We start from the raw sequence: 20,933 nt of genomic DNA on the forward strand, positions 1-20,933 counted from the left end.
GCGAGGGTCTGCATAAAGGAGAACAAAATGAATAAAGTGGCTCAGGAGTATCGCGAGTCGTTAGCCGTATTGACTGAACGTCTTCGTCAGGGTGATCGTAACCTTGATGAGCTGATTGCCGGGCGGCGAAGTCAGTTGCTGGTGCGCGATGATATGTCAGAAAGTGAGATTGACCAGGCGCTGCGTTCGGTGCGCCGTGATTTAGGCGAGTTTGCCCGAAGTTACAGCGATGCTGAAGAACCGCTGGCGGATTCACTGTTTATGCGCATTATCCGCGAGAGCGTCTGGAAAGAGCTGGCGGATATTACGGATAAAAGTCAGCTGGAGTGGCGTGAGGTCTTTCAGGATCTGCATCACCATGGTGTCTATCAGAGCGGTGAAGTGGTAGGTCTTGGCAATCTGGTGTGTGAAAAGTGCCAGTTTACCCGGGCAATCTATACGCCTGAGACCTTATCCCGTTGTCCGGAATGCGGCCACGATCAGTTCCAGCGTCAGCCTTTTGAACCCTGATAACTAACATTATGCGGGCCACGTTGAGTGACCCGCATACGTTGTTTAGTGCAAAATTTTAGCGAGGAAATCTTTAGCGCGGTCAGACTGCGGATTATTAAAGAAGTCATCTTTGTTGGTGTCTTCGATAATTTTCCCTTCATCCATAAAGATCACGCGATTGGCGACTTTACGGGCAAAGCCCATCTCGTGTGTCACCACCATCATCGTCATCCCTTCCTGCGCCAGTTCAACCATCACATCCAGCACTTCATTGATCATTTCCGGATCCAGCGCGGAGGTCGGTTCATCAAACAGCATCGCAATAGGATCCATGCAGAGCGCACGCGCAATTGCCACGCGCTGCTGCTGACCGCCGGAGAGCTGGCCAGGAAACTTCTCCGCATGGGCTGACAGTCCCACACGCTTCAGCAGCTTCAACCCTTTATCGCGGGCCGCCGCTTTGTCTCGCTTCAGCACTTTTACCTGCGCCAGCACCAGATTGTTAATAATGCTCAAATGCGGGAACAGCTCGAAGTGCTGGAACACCATTCCGACCTGACTGCGAAGCTGCGCCAGATTGGTTTTTTTGTTGTTCACTTCGGTGCCGTTGACGGAAATCACACCCTGCTGAACGGGCTCAAGTCCGTTTACGGTTTTGATGAGCGTCGATTTACCGGAGCCGGACGGGCCGCACACTACCACCACTTCACCGGTTTTGACTTCGGTTGAGCAGTCGGTCAGCACCTGAAAGTGACCATACCACTTAGAAACATTTTTCAGGCTAATCATTTAAACCGTCCTTTTTCTTTTTAGATAGCTGACCAACAGCGATGCGCTCAGGCTGATAACGAAGTAGACCAGACCTGCAAACAGAACCATTTCAACCTGGGTGCCGTCGCGCTCACCGATAGTGGACGCGGTACGGAAGAAGTCCGCCAGGCTTAAGACATAGACCAGAGAGGTATCCTGGAACAGCACGATACCCTGCGTCAGTAACAGCGGAACCATGGCCCGGAATGCCTGCGGCAGAATAATCAGTTTCATGGCCTGCCACTGCGTCATACCCAGCGCCAGCGCGGCATTACCCTGGCCGCGTGAGATACTGATGATGCCGGCACGAATGATTTCTGAGTAGTACGCCGCTTCGAACAGTGAAAAGGCGACCATGGCTGAAATCAGGCGGATATCGGTTTTAGGCGACAGGCCCAGCACCTGTTGCAGGAAACTCGGCACCACCAGATAGAACCACAGCAGCACCATCACCAGCGGTACTGAGCGGAACAGGTTGACATAAATTTTGGCGAACCAGCTGATGGGCTTAAAGGTCGACAGACGCATTACCGCCAGCAGGGTGCCCCAAAGAATGCCGAAGACCACGGCGGTGATCGTGATCTTAAAGGTAATCACTAAGCCGTTAAGCAGATAGGGCAGGCTGGGCGCAATCGAACTCCAGTCAAAGTCGTACATTACTTGCCTCCCGCATTGCCTGGCAGCCGGACTTTGCGCTCGACCAGACTCATTAACAACATAATCACCAGGTTAATCGCGACGTAGGCCAGCGTAATGGCGGTGAAGGATTCATAGGCGTGAGCAGAATAGTCGAGCAACTTGCCCGCCTGTGCTGCCATATCCACCAGACCAATGGTGGAGGCGATAGCGGAGTTCTTGACCAGGTTCAGCATTTCCGAGGTCATCGGCGGAACAATCACGCGATACGCATTCGGCAGCAGTACATAGCGGTAAGTCTGCGGCAGGGTTAATCCCATCGCCAGGCCAGCATTCTTCTGTCCACTCGGCAGTGACTGAATCGCCGCGCGCACCTGCTCGCAAACGCGGGCGGCGGTAAACAGGCCGAGACAGATCATGGAGGAGAGGAAGAACTGAATGTTGGGGTCCAGCTCAGACTTAAACCACATGCCGAGATTTTCGCCCACCAGCTCGGGCGCCACCAGATACCAGAAGAAGAACTGGACGATCAGCGGGATGTTACGAAACAGTTCGACATAGCAGGTGCCAATGGTCGACAGCAGGCGATTCGGCACGGTGCGCAGAATGCCAAAAAATGAACCCACGCAGAAAGCGATAATCCAGGCGCAGCAGGAGACGGCTATCGTCACCTGAAAACCGGACCACAGCCAGCCGAGGTAGGTCGTATTACCGAACGGGGCCTGTTCGAGGAATATGCCCCAGTTCCAATCGATACCCATAACGAGCTCCGGAAAAAAAGGGTAGCTAAGCTACCCTGAAGATTGATGAACGGCGTTTTATGTCCTGACGCAGGGGAACGACCCGTGTCAGTCTGTCTGTCCATGCCGCGGTTTCAGCAATCGAGAGGGCAGCCAGGCCGCCCTTGTTATACCCGCCGTCTTTCAGGCTGCATTTTGTTGGCAATGTATGTCCACGCATCCGAATCATCTACCTGAGTAAGTTCCCCGTGATGCATGCTCTCCTGCCGACTCAATGTGACCTGGAATCCATTGGGTATTTTTTTGTTAATTGAGTGCTTTGTCGTTTGGCGTTTTGAACAGCGCTTTCATGTCATCAGACAGCTCAAAGTTCATGTTCAGGTTCTTAGGCGGAATAGGCTTTTTGAACCAGGTATCGAACCATTTTTCTGCCTGACCCGACGTCTGGGCTTTGGCGATGGTTTCATCAACCAGCGCTTTGAACTGCGGATCATCTTTACGCAGCATGCAGCCATAGGCCTCTTTAGACTGTGGCGTGCCTAAAATTTCCCAGTTGTCCGGCTTTTTGGCTTTAGCGCGTTCGCCAGCCAGCAGGGCATCATCCATCATAAAGGCCACGGCACGGCCGGTTTCCAGTGTACGGAACGAGTCGCCATGATCTTTGGCGCTGATGATGCGCATATCCAGTTTCTGTTCGTCGTTGAGTTTGTGCAGCAGCACTTCAGACGTGGTCCCTGAGGTTACCACCACGGTTTTGCCTTTCAGGTCGGCGAAATCTTTGATCGGGCCATCTTTCTTAACCAGCAAGCGGGTGCCAATAACAAAAATGGTGTCAGAGAAGGCCGCCTGTTTCTGGCGCTCAAGGTTATTGGTGGTGGAGCCACACTCATAATCGTAGGTGCCGTTTTGCAGCAGTGGAATACGGTTTTGTGAGGTGATTGGAATCATTTTGACCTGCAGGTCAGGCTTATTGAGCTTCGCTTTGATGGCTTCCACAATGGCGTTTGAGTAATCCTGTGAATAGCCGACGACTTTTTGCTGGTTGTCATAATAAGAAAAGGGAACTGATGATTCGCGATGCCCGACCACAATGACGCCATTGTCATTAATCTTCTTCAGGGTGCCGCTGAGATCTTCCGCCTGGGCCGCTCCCGCCGCTGCACCGATCAGCAGAAGAGATAATGCCACTTTGCGTAGTTGCATGTTCCAACTCCTTCGTATGAAAAAGGCACAGGATATAACCTGCGCTGATTATGATGTTGTGTCTGTTTTGTGCTGCGTTTCTGCTCATTCTGCGGATTAAATGGGCGCAGAAGAGTCACTAACATAGCGGATTGTTAACGCAATGAAACAAAAAAGTTTCTTTTTTGCGAGGTGATCCGCACCAAAAAAAGGCAAATTTCTCACACTGCGCGTTTACGGTGCAGGAGGTGCGACAGTTTTGGTGCAATCCGCCTCGCGGCAGCGCCTGCAATCAGGCCGTTAGCGAAAAACAGTGAAACATTTTGCAATCATCGTGCCAGAAAGCGGTGCAGGGTGAGAAAGGCAGCAGAGTATGCGGTCAGGGAGTGGGAGTATCAGAGAATAAGAAGGAGAAAAGGCGAAACGTGCACCTCGCATCGACGGCAGATAAACGTCAAGCCAGGGGAGCTTACACCTTTAGCAGCGCATCGCGGACCATGGATGGCCCGCGATGCGCAAGGCAGGGATGGCGGTGTTTGCGTCTCTGCGTAAGGCGTTTACTCCCTGAGCACCGCGCGTTTTCAACAACCTCAGGCGAAGCATTCGCTTCGCCATGACGTCTTTGCGCTGTTATCGGCGTCGGCGCAGCAGGGCTATCAACGCCGCCAGCAGCGTCAGTGACCAGACAGGCCAGATACCAGCCCGCGCATATGGGGTTTCTCCCTGCGTAGGCGTAACTTTGCTGGTCAGGACATCGCGCGTAAATTGCGGCAGCATGGCTTCCACATCACCACTGGCATTCACCACTGCAGTTACGCCATTGTTGGTACTGCGCAACAGCGGACGACCCAGTTCCAGCGCCCGCATCCTCGCCATCTGGAAGTGCTGCCACGGGCCGATAGAGTGGCCAAACCAGGCATCGTTCGAAACGGTCAGCAGGAAATTGGTGTCGGGATGGAAGTTGGCCCGCACCTGTTCACCCAGCACGATCTCATAACAAATAGCGCTGGTCAGGTTATAGCCCGCCACGCTGAGCTGTGGCTGGAGATAGTTGCCACGGCTGAACGCCGACATCGGCAGATCAAAGAACGGAGCCAGCGGACGCAGCAGATCGGCCAGTGGCACAAATTCGCCAAATGGCACCAGGTGATTTTTCTGGTAACGATTGCCGCTAAAGTAGTTGTAGGGCGTCTTGCCACCCAGCACGATCACGGTGTTGTAATCGTGGTAGCGGTTCTGCTCCAGTCGGGAGTCTACGATACCCGTGACCAGCGAACTGCCGCGTTCACGCAGTTCATCATCCAGTGAATGCAGGAACGGCTGCTGATTACTTTCCAGATCGGTAATCGCCGATTCAGGCCAGATAATAATCGGCGCTTTGCCCATGAGCGGCTGGCTCAGACCGTGATAAATGCGCAGGGTGTTGAGCAGTTGCTGCGGGTCCCACTTCATCGACTGCGGGATGTTTCCCTGCACCAGCGCCACTTCGACGGCACGCTCGGGCATCGGCTGAACCCACTGGATATAGCGCAAGGGCCACGGCAGGGCCAGCAGCAGCAGTGCAGCGACCAGACTTCTGACGTTGCGCTGCTGCAGGGCATATGCCAGCAGGCCAGCCACCACCATCAGCAGGAAGGTCAGCGTCTCGACCCCCGCCAGCGGGGCCAGACCTTTTAACGGGCCGTCAATCTGGCTGTAGCCAAACTGCAGCCATGGAAAGCCGGTCAGCACCCAGCCGCGCAGGAACTCCGTGATCTGCCACAAGGCGGGTGCAGCCAGCGCCAGTCGCCACAGCGTTGTGCGCGGCCAGATGCGATTCAGTACGCCGGCAAACAGCGCCGGGTAGATCGCCAGATACGCCGCCAGCAATGCCACGATAAAGACATTCACCGGCCCAGGCATGCCACCAAAGGTGGCGACACTGACGTAAACCCAGTTGATGCCGCTGCCGAATAAGCCCACTCCCCAGACAAAGCCGATTGCCGTAGCCTGCGGGCTTGAGCGGTTCAGGGTCAGGAGCTGTAAGCCGCACAGCGACAGCAGTGCGGCGGGCCAGAAATCGTAAGGAGAGAAGGCGAGGGTGCCCAACGCACCCGTAATTAAAGCCAGCAGCAGGCGAACCCGCTGGCGCGGGTAGAGTGAGGCTAAAGCCATAGACTTATTCGTCTTCCAGTTGAGGTTGTGGCGAGTTTTCCGGAATGGTCACGTGAACCTGGATGATGCGGCGGCTGTCAGCCATTGCTACCTTGAACTGGTAACCCTCAATCTCAATGCTTTCACCGCGCGCGGGCAGATGGCCGAAGCCCTGCATTACCAGACCACCAATGGTATCGACTTCATCGTCACTGAACTGCGTGCCAAACACCTCATTGAAATCTTCAATGGCGGTCAGAGCGCGCACCGTAAAGGTGTGACGGTTAAGCTGACGAATATCACGATCTTCTTCATCGTCATACTCATCTTCAATCTCACCGACAATCAGCTCCAGAATATCTTCAATGGTCACCAGACCAGAGACACCACCAAACTCATCAATAACGATCGCCATGTGGTAGCGCTGGGAGCGGAACTCTTTCAGCATCCGGTCAACGCGCTTACTTTCAGGCACAACCACCGCAGGACGCAGGACTTTCTCAATGCTGAAAGGCTCAGATTCGCTGCTCATAAACGGCAGCAGATCTTTCGCCATCAGAATCCCTTCCACATGATCTTTATCTTCGCTGATCACCGGGAAGCGGGAATGGGCGGATTCGATAATGACATCCAGACACTCTTCGAGGCTCTGATTACGTTTCAGGGTGATCATTTGCGAGCGCGGGATCATGATGTCACGCACGCGCTGCTCCGCAATATCCAGAACCCCTTCGAGCATGTCGCGGGTGTCCTGGTCAATCAGCTCTTTGTTATTCGAGTCGCGGATCAGCTCCAGTAGCTCATCACGGCTTTTCGGTTCACCGTGAAAAAGTTGGTTGATCAACAGGGAGAAAAATCCCTTTTTACTACTGGGTGCATCGCTGTTTTGAGAATGGTCGTCGCTCATGGCGGTTTTTATAGATCTCTCTGGTGAGGAATAGGTGCTGTCAGCAAACCGTGCTGACAGCCGGATAGCCAGAATTCGGGATTCAGGCGTCTTCTTTCTCCGAAATGTACGGATCAGGATACCCAAGAGCAAGCATTATCTCGGTCTCCAGTCCTTCCATCTCGTCCGCTTCGTCGTCTTCAATATGGTCGTAACCCAGCAGATGCAGCGTGCCGTGTACCACCATATGCGCCCAGTGGGCTTCAACGCTTTTGCCCTGTTCTGCGGCTTCCTGCTCAACCACCTGGCGGCAGATGATCAGATCGCCCAGCAGAGGTAACTCGATGCCCGGTGGCGCTTCAAACGGGAAGGAGAGAACATTTGTCGGCTTGTCTTTGCCGCGATAAGTCAGATTTAACTCATGACTCTCCGCTTCATCGACCAGACGGACGGTGACTTCGCTTTCGGGCTGAAAAGGGGTAACAGCCGCGGAAAGCCAGCGATGAAACAGGCTTTCATCCGGCAGATCCGACGTGTTCTCACAGGCGACCTGCAGGTCGAGAATGACCTCACTCATTTGCTCTCCTGCGTGGCGCTCTGTGCAGCCAGTGCTTCACGTTTACGCTCTTCAGCCTGCTGATCGCGACGGGTCTGATCGGCCGCTTCCCAGGCTTCATAGGCGGTAACAATGCGGGCAACCACCGGATGGCGCACCACATCTTCACTGTGGAAGAAGTTAAAGCTAATCTCTTCAACGTCTGCCAGCACTTCAATGGCATGCCGCAGGCCCGACTTAACGTGACGTGGCAGGTCAATCTGGGTGACGTCGCCGGTAATTACCGCTTTGGAATTAAAGCCGATACGCGTCAGGAACATCTTCATCTGCTCGATGGTGGTGTTCTGGCTCTCATCAAGAATGATAAACGCATCGTTCAGGGTACGACCACGCATGTAAGCCAGCGGAGCCACCTCAATGACGTTGCGCTCCATCAGCTTTTCTACCCGCTCAAAACCGAGCATTTCAAATAGGGCATCGTAGAGCGGACGCAGATATGGGTCGACTTTCTGGCTGAGATCGCCAGGCAGGAAGCCGAGTTTTTCACCCGCTTCGACGGCAGGGCGTGTCAGCATGATGCGGCGAATCTCCTGACGCTCCAGGGCATCCACTGCGGCTGCCACCGCCAGATAGGTTTTACCGGTACCCGCCGGGCCGACGCCAAAGGTGATGTCATGGTCGAGCACATTCGCGATGTACTGCGCCTGGTTTGGCGTGCGTGGCTTAATCACACCACGCTTGGTCTTGATATTGACCGCTTTACCGTACTCCGGCACGCTTTCGGCGGTTTGTTCCAGTACCCGGCTCTCTTTGATGGCCAGGTGAATCTGGTCAGGCTCAATATCCGGGATCTCACCACGCATCGGCGCGGTGTCGACATAGAGGGTTTTCAGAATATCTGCGGCGGCATTGACGCACAGTGGACGTCCAACCAGCTTAAAGACATTGTCGCGACGATTGATCTCAATGCCCAGACGACGCTCAAGCTGTTTCACATTATCGTCGAAAGGCCCGCACAGGCTCATCAGTCGACGGTTATCAGCCGGTTCAAGGGCGATTTCACGAGTTTCGATATTCAAACGAATCCTTTGGGTCACTCAGGGCCAGTTATGGGATGTGTCTGACGCACCGTTGGGCTTAAACGTGTGCACCATAACGAAATTATTTATGCCGTAACGCCTGGGCGCAAGCTTAAGGAGAGATATTTGGGCGACACTTTCAGAAACCAAGTGTCGCGGCGTGAAATTGGCGGCAACGCGCTGCGCGCTGCCGCCCGGTAGTGCAGGGATCACGGCTGGAACAGGCTCACGCCGATTTCGTTTTCTTTGCGGGTACGGGCAATCACAGAGGCCGGGCTTTCCGCCATACGCAGGCCCATCTCTTCTTCGGTACGCACCAGTTTGCCGCGAAGCGAGTTGGTGTAGACATCGACAATTTCAACATCCACAAAACGGCCAATCATCTCAGGTGAGCCTTCGAAATTAACCACACGGTTATTTTCGGTGCGGCCGGAAACTTCCATGACGTTCTTGCGGGAGATGCCTTCTACCAGAATACGCTGCACTGTGCCCACCATGCGGCGACTGATCGCCTGCGCCTGCTGGTTAATGCGGTCCTGGAGGATCCACAGACGCTGCTTTTTCTCCTCTTCGCTGACATCATCCGGCAGGTCAGCGGCTGGCGTGCCAGGACGGGCAGAGTAGACAAAGCTGAAGCTGACATCGAAATTGATCTCGGCAATAAGCTTCATGGTCTGCTCGAAATCCTGCTGCGTTTCACCCGGGAAGCCGATGATGAAGTCAGAACTGATCTCAATATCTGGCCGCGCTGCGCGCAGCTTGCGGATAATCGCCTTATATTCCAGCGCGGTGTGCGCACGCTTCATCAGCGTCAGAATACGGTCCGATCCACTCTGAACGGGCAGATGCAGGAAACTCACCAGCTCCGGGGTATCGCGGTAAACCTCGATAATGTCGTCAGTAAACTCAATCGGGTGGCTGGTGGTGAAACGAATACGGTCGATACCGTCGATAGCAGCGACCAGGCGCAGCAGCTCGGCGAAGGTACAGATCTCACCGTCAAAGGTGGCGCCACGATACGCGTTGACGTTCTGGCCAAGCAGGTTAACTTCACGCACACCCTGCGCCGCCAGCTGTGCGATTTCCAGCAAAATGTCATCGCTGGGACGGCTCACTTCCTCGCCGCGTGTGTAAGGGACCACGCAGAAAGTACAATATTTGTTGCAGCCTTCCATGATAGAAACAAAGGCTGTGGGACCCTCTGCGCGCGGATCCGGCAGGCGGTCAAATTTCTCAATTTCCGGGAAGCTGATGTCGACCACCGGACTTTTGGTGCCGCGCACGGTGTTAATCATTTCCGGCAGACGATGCAGTGTCTGCGGACCAAAAACGATATCGACGCAGGGTGCACGCTGGCGAATATGATCCCCTTCCTGCGACGCGACGCAGCCGCCAACGCCGATAATGACATCCGGATTGCGCTCTTTGAGTTTTCTCCAGCGTCCCAGCAGGTGGAACACTTTCTCCTGCGCTTTTTCACGAATAGAACAGGTGTTAAGCAGCAGGATATCCGCCTCTTCAGGGACCTCGGTCAGCGTGTAGCCGTGCGTACTGTTCAGCAGATCAGACATCTTGGATGAATCATACTCATTCATCTGACATCCCCAGGTTTTGATATGCAGTTTTTTTGTCATCGCGCTAGCCATTGATTCAGTGCAGTGAAGTGAGGGGCGCGTATTGTAATGCTTTGATGCTGTTGTGACCAGCCTGAGGGCTTTTCTGCCAGCCTTCGGGTTTTCCGGTACACTTTGCTCTATTCAGACCCGTGTTGCGCAGGCTGGCGGGAATAAGAGAGGGATATAAGCAATGCAGGATAATCAGTTTGATGTCGTGATTGTCGGCGGTGGCATGGTCGGTGCTGCGCTGGCCTGTGGACTGACACAGCAACATTTTCGCGTGGCGGTCATTGAGCGCGCCGAACCCGCTCCATTTGAGGCCGACAGCGATCCCGATTTGCGAATTTCAGCGATCGGATCTTCCTCGGTGGCGTTACTGAAGCAACTTAACGTCTGGCCGCGGGTAGACGCGATGCGCAGCGCGCCCTATCGGCGACTGGAAACCTGGGAGTGGCAAGCGGCGCAGGTAAGTTTTGATGCTGCCTCGCTGGGCTTACCTGAACTGGGTTTTATGGTTGAGAACAGCGTGCTTCAGCGGGCGTTGTGGGAGGAGATGCAGTCGCTGGGCGTGACCTGCTATTGTCCGGCCACGCTGGAAAATCTGCAGCCAGAAAATGGCGGCTGGCGCGTTGATCTTAACGACGGCGTGGCCTTACACACCCGGCTGGTGGTTGGCGCAGATGGTGCGAACTCACAGGTGCGGCAGATGGCCGGAATCGGGATTCATGGCTGGAGCTATGCGCAGTCCTGTTTACTGATCAGCGTGACCTGCGAACATCCGGCAGGGGACGCCACCTGGCAGCACTTTACGCCGCAGGGGCCGCGCGCCTTCCTCCCGCTGTATGGCAATCGCGCCTCGCTGGTCTGGTACGACGCGCCTGCAAGAGTGCGCCAGCTACAGGCGATGCCGATGGCCCAGCTGGAAAAAGAGATTGCCAGCCACTTCCCGGCGCGGCTGGGACGTTTTAAAGCCCATGCGGCAGGGGGGTTTCCGCTGGTGCGTCGCCATGCTTCACGCTATGTCCTGCCGGGACTGGCGCTGGTTGGCGATGCCGCCCATACCATCAACCCGCTGGCCGGGCAGGGCGTGAATCTGGGCTATCGCGATATTGATGCGTTGATTGAGGTGCTGGTCAGCGCACGCGGTGCGGCGGAAGACTGGGCGTCAGAGCGGATACTGCAGCGCTATCACCGGCAGCGTCGTAAAGACAATATGCTGATGCAGGGCGGAATGGATCTCTTTTACTTTGCTTTCAGCAATCAGCTGGCACCACTGCGCTTCGCGCGTAATCTCGGACTGATTGCTGCCGAGCATTCCGGTGTCCTGAAGCGACAGGTATTGCGATACGCACTGGGTTTATAGCCCATTGCGCATTAAGGCTCGCCGCAGGGCGGGCCGGCAATCAGGAAAAGTGGAACGTTTCAGAAGGGACAAAAACAACAAAGCCCGCAAAAGCGGGCCTGGTTGTGCAATTTGGCTGGGGTGCAGGGATTCGAACCCCGGAATGCTGGTATCAGAAACCAGTGCCTTACCGCTTGGCGACACCCCAATAATGGTCTTTTTCAAATTGTCTTTGTATGGCTGGGGTGCAGGGATTCGAACCCCGGAATGCTGGTATCAGAAACCAGTGCCTTACCGCTTGGCGACACCCCAATTATATGGTGGCTACGACGGGAATCGAACCTGTGACCCCAGCATTATGAGTGCTGTGCTCTAACCAGCTGAGCTACGTAGCCTAATTGTACTGCATTTTTCAATGATGGCTGGGATACCTGGATTCGAACCAGGGAATGCCGGTATCAAAAACCGGTGCCTTACCGCTTGGCGATATCCCATTCGTCCGTTCTCAGCATACAAGAATCATCGAAATTGGCTGGGATACCTGGATTCGAACCAGGGAATGCCGGTATCAAAAACCGGTGCCTTACCGCTTGGCGATATCCCATCCACGCTGCCGAATAATGAAATGGTGCGGGAGGCGAGACTTGAACTCGCACACCTTGCGGCGCCAGAACCTAAATCTGGTGCGTCTACCAATTTCGCCACTCCCGCAAAAAAAGATGGTGGCTACGACGGGAATCGAACCTGTGACCCCAGCATTATGAGTGCTGTGCTCTAACCAGCTGAGCTACGTAGCCATCTTTTTTTCGCGTTACCTTCATCGGCGTTGCGGGGCGCATTATGCGGAGTTGACCAGACAGCGTCAACAAGTTTTTTACCGTTTTTTGCCAGATAATTGCTGTTTGACTGGCTTATAACCAGCCTGGCGGTTTATTCGGCAATTTTTCAGTGAATACAACGCTAATCGTAAAAAAAATGGGCCGCAGCGGGCCCATTCTGACGGCTCTCTGTCTGCTTATTTGTAAGCTGACTGATGCACACCGACGGCACGTCCGGATGGATCGTCCATATTTTTAAACGCTTCATCCCACTCAATTGCTTTGGCAGAAGAACAGGCGACCGATGGACCACCAGGCACACATTCTGCCGCGCTCGCTAATGGGAACAGCTCTTCGAAGATCTCACGATAAAGATACGCTTCTTTCGAACCTGGCGTGTTGAACGGGAAGCGGAAATGCGCGGTTGCCAGCTGCTGATCGCTGATTTGCTTCGCCGCGACTTCTTTCAGTGAGTCGATCCAGCTGTAACCCACGCCATCCGAGAACTGCTCTTTCTGACGCCACGCCACGCTCTCTGGCAGGTAAGAGGAGAAACATTCGCGCAGAATGTGCTTCTCCATTTTACCGTTGCTGCCACACATTTTGTCGGCCGGGTTAATGCGCATCGCCACATCCAGGAATTTTTTATCCAGGAAGGGTACACGTGCCTCAACGCCCCAGGCTGACATCGCTTTGTTAGCACGGGCGCAGTCGAACATATGCAGCGCCTGCAGTTTACGCACGTTTTCTTCGTGGAACTCTTTGGCGTTTGGCGCCTTATGGAAATAGAGATAGCCGCCGAAGACTTCATCTGCGCCTTCGCCAGACAGCACCATCTTAATGCCCATCGCTTTGATTTTACGCGACATTAAGTACATCGGCGTAGAGGCGCGAATAGTGGTGACGTCATAAGTTTCAATGTGATAAATCACATCGCGAATCGCATCCAGTCCTTCCTGAACGGTGAAATGAATTTCGTGGTGCACGGTGCCCAGATGTTCCGCTACGGTTTTCGCCGCTTTTAAATCGGGTGAACCTTCCAGTCCGACTGCGAAGGAGTGCAGTTGCGGCCACCAGGCATCACTTTTGTCCTGATCCTCAACCCGCTTCGCTGCAAAACGCTTGGTCACAGCTGAAATAATGGAGGAGTCCAGACCGCCTGACAGCAGCACACCGTAAGGTACATCTGACATCAGGTGGCTTTTCACGGACTCTTCCAGCGCATGCTTCAGGCCAGCGGCGTCAGTGGTGTTGTGCTCAACGTTTTTGTATTCCATCCAGTCACGCTGCCAGTAACGACGGATTTCACCATCGGTGCTGGAGAGATAGCTTCCCGGCGGGAACTCTTTGATGGAACGGCAGACTGGCACCAGCGCTTTCATTTCTGAAGCAACAAACAGGTTGCCGTGCTCATCGTTACCCATATAGAGCGGGATGATACCAATGTGGTCGCGACCAATCAGCCAGGTTTTTTTAACGGTGTCATAGAGGATAAAGGCGAACATGCCTTCCAGCTCGTCGAGGAAATCGACACCTTTCTCCTGATAGAGCGCCAGAATGACTTCACAGTCAGAGCCGGTCTGAAATTCGTAACGATCGCTGAGTTCAGCGCGCAGTGCCTGATGGTTGTAAATTTCGCCGTTAACCGCCAGTACGTGGGTGTGATCGGCGTTGTACAGCGGCTGTGCGCCATTGTTAACGTCAACAATTGAGAGGCGTTCATGCGCCAGAATAGCATGATCATCGGCGAAGACGCCTGACCAGTCCGGGCCGCGATGACGCATTAAGCGTGAACATTCCAGCGCTTTTTTGCGCAGCTCAACAGGATCGGTTTTCAGATCCAGCACACCAAAAATTGAACACATAACTGACTCCTGAGCTCACCTTACGGCGATGTTATCTTTTACGTTTGTCCGGCAGCCTGTCGCTGCGTGATACATAAGAAAATGCGCTATTTAGTGCATTCAATGCAAGAGGAATCGTGATTTACTGATAAAAATATTGTTCACATGGCAATAATATTGAATAAACGATAATTTAAACGTTGTTTTGTTGATGGATCAGCAATGAAATAGCTTTTGTGAACAAAAAGCAGGCAGTGAAACCAGCCGGAACAGGGGAAAAAAGGGGGACGCATCACAGATTAGCCGGATGCGTCATAAGAGAAATGAATCAGAACAGGTCAATATCGGCAACAGAAGGGTAGATCCAGTCCGGGCGGAATGGCATAGCATCAATATCCGTCAGCGTGGAGACGCCAGAGAGAACCAGCACCGTCTCCAGACCCGCCTGAAAACCGGCCAGAATATCGGTTCGCAGATTGTCGCCAACAATGACCGTCTCTTCAGAGTGAGCCTGCATTTTGTTCAGCGCGGCGCGCATGATATAGGGGCTGGGTTTGCCAACAACAAACGGGCGACGACCAGAGATTTTCTCGATACCCGCACAAAGCGCGCCACAGGCAGGAATAAAACCGCGCGCATGCGTATCCGGGTTAGTGGCAATGAAGCGAGCGCCGTTAGCCACGAAAAAGGCCGCTTTATGCATCATGTCCCAGTTAAACGAGCGTGTCTCACCGACAATCACGAAGTCGGGATTTACATCAGTAATCGTAAAGCCCGCTTTGTAGAGTTCGTGAATCAGCGCGCCCTCACCAATGACATAGGCCTTTTTGCCTTCCTGACGGCGCAGGAAATCGGCTGTGGCCATTGCCGAGGTATAGAAAACGGATTCGGGAACCTCAACACCGGCCGAGGCAAAACGGTTAGCCAGATCCTGTTCGGTTTGCGAGGGATAGTTTGTCAGCACCACCAGCGGCATCTCTTTGGCCAGAATGCGCTGTAAAAACTCCTGCGCGCCGGGAACGGCCGTGTTGTCGTGCATCAGCACGCCATCGATATCACAAATTACGCTTTTAATGGTCATAGTCAGATCCGATGTGGCCCGCCACAGCAGCGGGTTAGCTTAGTCTTCAAGAAGATGTTGCAGCAGAATGCCGTTAAGCATGGCACGTTTGGCGAGCGCAAACGCGCCAATGGCAGAACGATGATCCAGGGTGGAGCGCACAACCGGCAGATTTTTGCGAAAGGCGGCTAGGGCCTGGGTATTGATGCAGCCTTCGATAGCGGGCAGCAGCACTTTTTCGGCCTCTGTGATCTCACCCGCCAGCACCACTTTTTGTGGATTAAACAGGTTGATTGCGATTGCGATAGCTTTGCCAAGATAACGGCCAACATGCTCGATCACTTCACACGCCAGCGCATCACCCTGATTGGCCGCTTTGCAGATATGAGACATCTGGCTCGCCTCCAGCGTCAGCGTGCTGGGATGGCCCTGACTCAACAGATGCCGCACCCGATTTTCAATGGCGCCGTTGGCAGCAATGGTTTCAAGGCAGCCAAAGTTGCCGCAGTGGCAGCGTTCACCAAGGGGATCGACCTGAATATGGCCAATCTCGCCGACGTTGCCGTTGCTGCCAAGAAAGATATGGCCGTTAGCAATAATGCCGGCACCGGTGCCACGGTGTAAGCGCACCAGAATTGAGTCTGCACAGTCGCGGCTTGCACCGAAGTAGTGCTCGGCCAGGGCCAGACTGCGGATATCGTGACCGACAAAGCTCGTGACGTTGAAACGTTTTTTCAGGCTGGCGACCAGCGGCCAGTGGCTGACGGAAATATGCGGCATATAGCGGATGACGCCGTTAATCGGATCGACCAGCCCTGGCAGGATAACGGAAATCGCGATCAGCTCGCGTATTTTGCGCTGGTGCTGCTCAATGAAGCTGCTGATGGCGTTAAACAGCGCATGTTCCAGCGTCTCCTGAGTGCGTTCCGGCAGGGCGTAATCTTCCTGTGCCAGTGATTTACCACTGAGGTCGAACAGGGTCAGGGTGGCATCATTGCGTCCGAGACGGACGCCGATGGTATGGAAATGGCGGGTTTCAGTAATAATCGAAATGGCGCGGCGACCACCGGTAGAGGCCTGCTGGTCTACCTCTTTGATCAGGCCGCGCTCAATCAACTGGCGGGTAATTTTGGTGACACTGGCGGGGGCAAGCTGACTGAGTTCAGCAATCTGAATGCGCGATATCGGCCCCTGTTGATCAATCAGCCGGTAAACCGCTGCGCTATTGAGTTGCTTAACAAGATCGACATTTCCTATTTGTGACTGGCCGCCAGTGGTCATTCAGTGCTTACTCGCTCAGGACGTCGTCTCCGTTGACAAACGTCTTAATGATTTTAAAGTCGCGCGTAAACACAGTCAGGTTCGCGATTTTTCCTGCTTCGATCGAGCCCAACTGCCTTTCCACGCCCATCGCCCGTGCCGGGTAAAGTGATGCCATGCGTAACGCTTCATCCAGTGCGATACCCACATGCTCGACGCTGTTTTGTACCGCTTCGATCATCGTCAGGGCAGAACCACTTAATGTGCCGTTTTCGTCGACACAAAGTCCATCACGATAATAGATTGTTTTTCCTGCAAAAATAAACTCGCTGATGTCAGCACCAGCGGGGGCAGTGGCATCCGTTACTAGCACCAGTTTGTCGCCTTTAATGCGCTTTGCATTCCGTACGTTAGCGTAATGTACATGTAAACCATCCGCAATAATGCCGCAGTATACATCAGGTGAATCAAACAGCGCACCGATAAGCCCGGGTTCACGACCGGCAAATGCCGGCATGGCGTTGTAGAGGTGCGTTGCGAAACGCACGCCAGCAGAAAAACCCGCTTTCGCCTCTTCGTAAGTCGCATTCGAGTGACCCGCTGAAACGATGATCCCGGCGTCTGTCAGCTGACGAATCACCTCGCTGCCGGCGTTTTCCGGTGCCAGCGTGACTTTGGTGATGACGTCTGCGTTGTCACATAGATACTGCACCATTGCAGCATCCGGCAGGCGAATCAGCGCCGGATCGTGGGTGCCTTTTTTCGCCTTACTCAGCCAGGGCCCTTCCAGATGCAGACCCAGGGCCTGATGCTGATGTTTCAGCAGATAGGCGCGCATGGTTTCAATCGCACGCTTCATCAGGGCATCGCTGCTGGTAATCAGCGTCGGTAAAAAGCTGGTGCAGCCAGACTTCTCATTGGCGCGCTGCATCGTTTCCAGGGTTTCGATACTCAGCGCATCCAGGCTGTCATTGAACTGCACACCGCCGCAGCCGTTGAGCTGAAGATCGATAAAACCTGGCGCAATCATCGCGCCCGCCATATCCCGCTGCTCAATATTGGCCGGGAGCGATTCACGCGGGCAGACGCGCGCAATAAGCCCGTCAGCCACCACGACGGCATGATTGTCCAGAACCTCATGGCCACTGTAAATTCGACCGTTTACTAATGCGTACATCTCTTTTCTCCCGTCCTGGCCTGCTGTCACTCAGCGTAACAGCAGGGCACGACAATGTTCTGTTACACGCCTTTCATATTTTCCGCTTCCATTTCGCGGAAATATTTCACGGTTTTCACTTTCAGTTCCATGGTGGCGGGTTCATCACAGACCACCACCGATTTGGCATGCAGCTGCAGACAGCTGATTGTCCACATATGATTCACATTGCCTTCGACCGCCGCCTGCAGTGCCTGCGCTTTAACATGGCCGGTAACCAGAATCATCACTTCTTCTGCATCCAGCAGCGTACCGACGCCCACGGTAAGGGCATATTTAGGCACCTGATCAACATCGCCGTTAAAGAAGCGAGAGTTTGCCACGCGGGTGTCATGCGTCAGGGTTTTAATGCGGGTACGGGAGGCCAGTGAAGAAGCCGGCTCGTTAAAGGCGATATGACCGTCGTTACCGACACCGCCCATAAACAGGTGAATTTTACCCAGGGTGCGAATTTTCTCTTCGTACTGACGACATTCTGCGTCAATATCCGGCGCATTACCATTCAGCAGGTTGATATTTTCCGGTTGAATATCAACGTGATCAAAGAAATTGCGATACATGAAGCTGTAATAGCTTTCCGGATGCTCTTTCGGCAGGCCAACATATTCGTCCATATTGAAGGTGACGACATGCTTAAAACTGACCTGGCCCGCTTTGTGCATATCAATCAGGTGCTTGTACGCCTCCAGGGGTGTACCGCCGGTCGGCAGACCCAGAACAAAAGGTTTATCCGCCGTCGGATTAAATGCATTGATGCGGTTAACAATATGTCGGGCGGCCCATTTGCCTACCTGGGTTGGCGTCGCTAAAGGAATCAGTCTCATGTTTCACCTCATTAGAAAATGGAAAGGGGATCGCTAAACCGTTGCGTTACTCATCAGCCTGAGCAGATTTTCTATTCTCGCCACGGGCGGAGCGCAATTCAATATTTCGGATCATAAAATAAGTTTGCAGTCATTGCCAGATGTTGCCGTATGACACGATGTTTTTTAGTGATAAAAATCACATCTGGCAGGGTTTTAATTTGCGAAGCGAATTAATTTATTATTACACTTCGCTGCGTGATATGAAGTGTATTAACGATCTTTGCAGCTGACACAACAACATTAAGCAGCGCAAAGCGACAAGTCAGGCTCATAGGGGGAAGGGTTATGTTAGGTTACTTACAAAAGGTGGGGCGTGCACTGATGGTGCCGGTCGCTACCCTGCCAGCAGCAGCAATACTAATGGGGGTTGGCTACTGGATTGATCCAGACAGCTGGGGTGCAGGCAATGCGCTGGCTGCCTTACTGATCAAATCAGGTTCTGCCATCATTGAGCACATGTCAGTCCTGTTTGCGATTGGTATCGCCTATGGCATGTCAAAAGATAAAGATGGTGCGGCAGCCCTGACCGGCTTTGTCGGATTCCTGGTGGTCACCACGCTTTGCTCACCGGCCGCGGTGGCAATGATTCAGAAAATTCCTTTAGCTCAGGTACCTGCAGCGTTTGGCAAAATTGAGAATCAGTTTGTCGGTATTCTGGTCGGTATCCTGTCAGCAGAAGTCTATAACCGCTTCAGCCATGTTGAGCTGCCTAAAGCGCTCTCCTTCTTCAGCGGACGGCGGCTGGTGCCGATTCTGGTTTCGTTCCTGATGATCTTCGTCGCTTTTATCCTGATGTACATCTGGCCAGTTGTGTTTAACGGCCTGGTCAGCTTTGGTGAACACATCCAGAAGCTGGGCTCTGTCGGTGGCGGCATCTATGCCTTCTTCAACCGCCTGCTGATTCCGGTCGGTCTGCATCACGCGCTGAACTCCGTGTTCTGGTTTGACGTTGCAGGTATTAATGACATTCCTAAATTCCTTGGCGGTGCGCAGTCACTGGCTGACGGAACCGCAACCGTAGGTATTACCGGTCGTTATCAGGCGGGCTTCTTCCCGATTATGATGTTTGGTCTGCCGGGTGCAGCACTGGCTATCTACCACTGTGCGCGTCCAGAGAACCGCGTCAAAGTGGGGAGTATTATGCTGGCTGCTGCGTTTGCTGCCTTCTTTACCGGTATCACCGAACCGCTGGAATTCTCCTTTATGTTCGTGGCGCCGGTGCTCTATCTGATCCACGCCGTTCTGACCGGTCTCTCTGTCTTTATCGCTGCCAGTATGCACTGGATTGCCGGATTTGGTTTCAGCGCCGGGCTGGTGGATATGGTGCTGTCGACCCGTAATCCGCTCGCGACACACTGGTACATGTTGATTCCGCAGGGGCTGGTCTTCTTCGCTATCTACTATGTCGTGTTCCGCTTCACGATTAAAAAATTCAACCTGATGACGCCAGGCCGTGAGCTGGCGGTTGACGGTGATGAAAGTGATGGTTACGACGTCAACGTGGATAAAACCGACAATGGTGAAACGGCGACTGAATCACTGGCGCGCCGTTACATCGGTGCTGTAGGGGGTTCTGCGAACTTAACCAGCATCGATGCCTGCATTACCCGCCTGCGTCTTAACGTGAATGACTCTGCTCAGGTCAATGAAGGTGTGGCGAAGCGCCTTGGCGCATCAGGCGTGATCCGTCTGAACAAACAGAGTGTGCAGATCATCGTGGGCACTCAGGCAGAAAGTATCGCCTCTGCTATGAAAAAAGTACTGACCAAAGGTCCGGTCGCGGCAGCATCAGCGGCCGCCAGCAGTGCGCCCGCCGAGCCAGCCGTGACGCCGCAGGCAGTACTGAACAGTGAGAAGCGTGTTATCGCAACCCTGTTGGCACCGGTAACGGGCGAAGTGGTGGCACTGGATGAGGTGCCGGATGAAGCCTTTGCCAGCAAAGCGGTGGGTGACGGTCTGGCAATCAAACCCAGCGACAAATGGGTAGTGGCACCGATAGCGGGTACGCTGGTTAAAATCTTCAACACCAATCACGCCTTTTGTCTGGAAACGGAGAATGGTGTAGAGATTGTGGTGCATATGGGGCTGGATACCGTAGCGCTGGAGGGCAAAGGCTTTACCCGTCTGGCTGAAGAGGGGGCCAGCGTGGTCGCCGGTCAGCCGGTGCTGGAAATGGATCTGGCGTTTCTGAATGCGAATGCCCGCTCTATGGTGAGTCCGGTAGTGGTCAGCAACAGCGATGATTTCGCCGGGCTGACGTTACTGGCTCGCGGTCAGGTAGTGGCAGGTGAAACCCCACTGTATGAGGTGAAAGGCTAATCCCCGCAACAGAACCCCAAAGGCAGGAAGCGATTCCTGCCTTTTTTGTTTTAAAGGCTTAACAAACGGTTGTTTCCC

17 protein-coding genes and 7 tRNA genes are annotated in these 20,933 nt (G+C 53.8%); 3 read left to right on the forward strand and 21 right to left on the reverse strand.

The annotated features are described in order from the left end of the window. The first annotated feature begins 27 nt into the window (after positions 1-27). Positions 28-510: a zinc ribbon-containing protein gene (locus tag P2R09_RS01415; protein WP_003854013.1), complete on the forward strand. Its 483-nt coding sequence runs from the start codon at positions 28-30 to the stop codon at positions 508-510. A 45-nt stretch (positions 511-555) separates the two neighbouring features. Here the strand turns inward: P2R09_RS01415 and P2R09_RS01420 are convergent, their stop codons facing one another. The 9 genes from P2R09_RS01420 to miaB all read right to left on the reverse strand — a co-directional run bounded on the left by P2R09_RS01420 (position 556) and on the right by miaB (position 10,148). Continuing rightward, positions 556-1,281 carry an amino acid ABC transporter ATP-binding protein gene (locus P2R09_RS01420; RefSeq protein ID WP_003854011.1) on the reverse strand — a complete coding sequence of 242 codons (726 nt, stop codon included), beginning with the start codon at positions 1,279-1,281 and terminating at the stop codon, positions 556-558. Then, positions 1,282-1,959: a glutamate/aspartate ABC transporter permease GltK gene (gltK, locus tag P2R09_RS01425; protein WP_003854008.1), complete on the reverse strand. Its 678-nt coding sequence runs from the start codon at positions 1,957-1,959 to the stop codon at positions 1,282-1,284. Continuing rightward, a complete protein-coding gene (locus P2R09_RS01430; RefSeq protein WP_003854005.1) occupies positions 1,959-2,699 on the reverse strand; it encodes an amino acid ABC transporter permease in 741 nt (246 codons plus the stop codon). Before P2R09_RS01430 ends, gltK begins: the two co-directional genes overlap by 1 nt. A 285-nt stretch (positions 2,700-2,984) precedes the next feature. Continuing rightward, positions 2,985-3,881: an amino acid ABC transporter substrate-binding protein gene (locus tag P2R09_RS01435; protein ID WP_003854004.1), complete on the reverse strand. Its 897-nt coding sequence runs from the start codon at positions 3,879-3,881 to the stop codon at positions 2,985-2,987. 609 nt (positions 3,882-4,490) lie between these two features. Continuing rightward, a complete protein-coding gene (gene lnt, locus P2R09_RS01440; protein ID WP_275766422.1) occupies positions 4,491-6,014 on the reverse strand; it encodes an apolipoprotein N-acyltransferase in 1,524 nt (507 codons plus the stop codon). 4 nt (positions 6,015-6,018) lie between these two features. After that, complete coding sequence (gene corC / locus P2R09_RS01445) at positions 6,019-6,900, reverse strand: CNNM family magnesium/cobalt transport protein CorC (protein WP_008925004.1); 882 nt, start codon at positions 6,898-6,900, stop codon at positions 6,019-6,021. Positions 6,901-6,982: 82 nt separating this feature from the next. Continuing rightward, on the reverse strand, positions 6,983-7,456 hold the full coding sequence (gene ybeY, locus P2R09_RS01450; RefSeq protein WP_275766426.1) for an rRNA maturation RNase YbeY: 474 nt from the start codon (positions 7,454-7,456) through the stop codon (positions 6,983-6,985). Further along, positions 7,453-8,514 carry a PhoH family protein gene (locus tag P2R09_RS01455; RefSeq protein ID WP_013357113.1) on the reverse strand — a complete coding sequence of 354 codons (1,062 nt, stop codon included), beginning with the start codon at positions 8,512-8,514 and terminating at the stop codon, positions 7,453-7,455. Before P2R09_RS01455 ends, ybeY begins: the two co-directional genes overlap by 4 nt. 209 nt (positions 8,515-8,723) lie before the next feature. Next, positions 8,724-10,148 (reverse strand): tRNA (N6-isopentenyl adenosine(37)-C2)-methylthiotransferase MiaB, encoded by a 1,425-nt coding sequence (gene miaB / locus P2R09_RS01460; RefSeq protein WP_275766431.1) that lies wholly within the window; start codon positions 10,146-10,148, stop codon positions 8,724-8,726. Between the two features lie 172 nt (positions 10,149-10,320). On the opposite strand from miaB, the gene ubiF reads away from it, so the two are divergent. Continuing rightward, positions 10,321-11,493, forward strand: coding sequence for a 3-demethoxyubiquinol 3-hydroxylase (ubiF, locus tag P2R09_RS01465; RefSeq protein ID WP_039659165.1), 1,173 nt, complete (start codon positions 10,321-10,323; stop codon positions 11,491-11,493). Between the two features lie 112 nt (positions 11,494-11,605). On the opposite strand, the gene P2R09_RS01470 is transcribed toward ubiF, so the two are convergent. The 12 genes from P2R09_RS01470 to nagB all read right to left on the reverse strand — a co-directional run bounded on the left by P2R09_RS01470 (position 11,606) and on the right by nagB (position 18,494). Beyond that, positions 11,606-11,680 (reverse strand) — tRNA-Gln (locus P2R09_RS01470). 29 nt (positions 11,681-11,709) lie between these two features. Continuing rightward, positions 11,710-11,784, reverse strand: a tRNA-Gln gene (locus P2R09_RS01475). A gap of 6 nt (positions 11,785-11,790) precedes the next feature. Continuing rightward, positions 11,791-11,867, reverse strand: a tRNA-Met gene (locus P2R09_RS01480). A gap of 24 nt (positions 11,868-11,891) precedes the next feature. Then, a tRNA-Gln gene (locus P2R09_RS01485) sits at positions 11,892-11,966 on the reverse strand. A 35-nt stretch (positions 11,967-12,001) separates the two neighbouring features. Beyond that, positions 12,002-12,076, reverse strand: a tRNA-Gln gene (locus tag P2R09_RS01490). Between the two features lie 22 nt (positions 12,077-12,098). Next, a tRNA-Leu gene (locus P2R09_RS01495) sits at positions 12,099-12,183 on the reverse strand. Positions 12,184-12,192: 9 nt separating this feature from the next. Beyond that, a tRNA-Met gene (locus P2R09_RS01500) sits at positions 12,193-12,269 on the reverse strand. A gap of 218 nt (positions 12,270-12,487) precedes the next feature. Next, positions 12,488-14,155: an asparagine synthase B gene (asnB, locus tag P2R09_RS01505; protein WP_275766435.1), complete on the reverse strand. Its 1,668-nt coding sequence runs from the start codon at positions 14,153-14,155 to the stop codon at positions 12,488-12,490. Positions 14,156-14,462: 307 nt separating this feature from the next. Beyond that, positions 14,463-15,215 carry an HAD-IIA family hydrolase gene (locus tag P2R09_RS01510; protein WP_003852790.1) on the reverse strand — a complete coding sequence of 251 codons (753 nt, stop codon included), beginning with the start codon at positions 15,213-15,215 and terminating at the stop codon, positions 14,463-14,465. Between the two features lie 39 nt (positions 15,216-15,254). Continuing rightward, positions 15,255-16,475: an N-acetylglucosamine repressor gene (locus tag P2R09_RS01515; RefSeq protein WP_003852792.1), complete on the reverse strand. Its 1,221-nt coding sequence runs from the start codon at positions 16,473-16,475 to the stop codon at positions 15,255-15,257. Positions 16,476-16,482: 7 nt separating this feature from the next. Next, entirely contained in the window at positions 16,483-17,631 is a 1,149-nt protein-coding gene (gene nagA / locus P2R09_RS01520; RefSeq protein ID WP_275766444.1) for an N-acetylglucosamine-6-phosphate deacetylase, read from the reverse strand. A gap of 62 nt (positions 17,632-17,693) precedes the next feature. Continuing rightward, positions 17,694-18,494: a glucosamine-6-phosphate deaminase gene (nagB, locus tag P2R09_RS01525; protein WP_275766446.1), complete on the reverse strand. Its 801-nt coding sequence runs from the start codon at positions 18,492-18,494 to the stop codon at positions 17,694-17,696. A gap of 327 nt (positions 18,495-18,821) precedes the next feature. Here nagB and nagE point away from each other — a divergent pair, with 327 nt between their 5' ends. Beyond that, positions 18,822-20,855: an N-acetylglucosamine-specific PTS transporter subunit IIBC gene (nagE, locus tag P2R09_RS01530; protein WP_275766448.1), complete on the forward strand. Its 2,034-nt coding sequence runs from the start codon at positions 18,822-18,824 to the stop codon at positions 20,853-20,855. Positions 20,856-20,933: the final 78 nt, after the last annotated feature.

Source organism: Pantoea sp. Cr_R13, from assembly GCF_029222565.1.
In the GTDB taxonomy this organism is placed as follows: domain Bacteria; phylum Pseudomonadota; class Gammaproteobacteria; order Enterobacterales; family Enterobacteriaceae; genus Pantoea; species Pantoea eucalypti.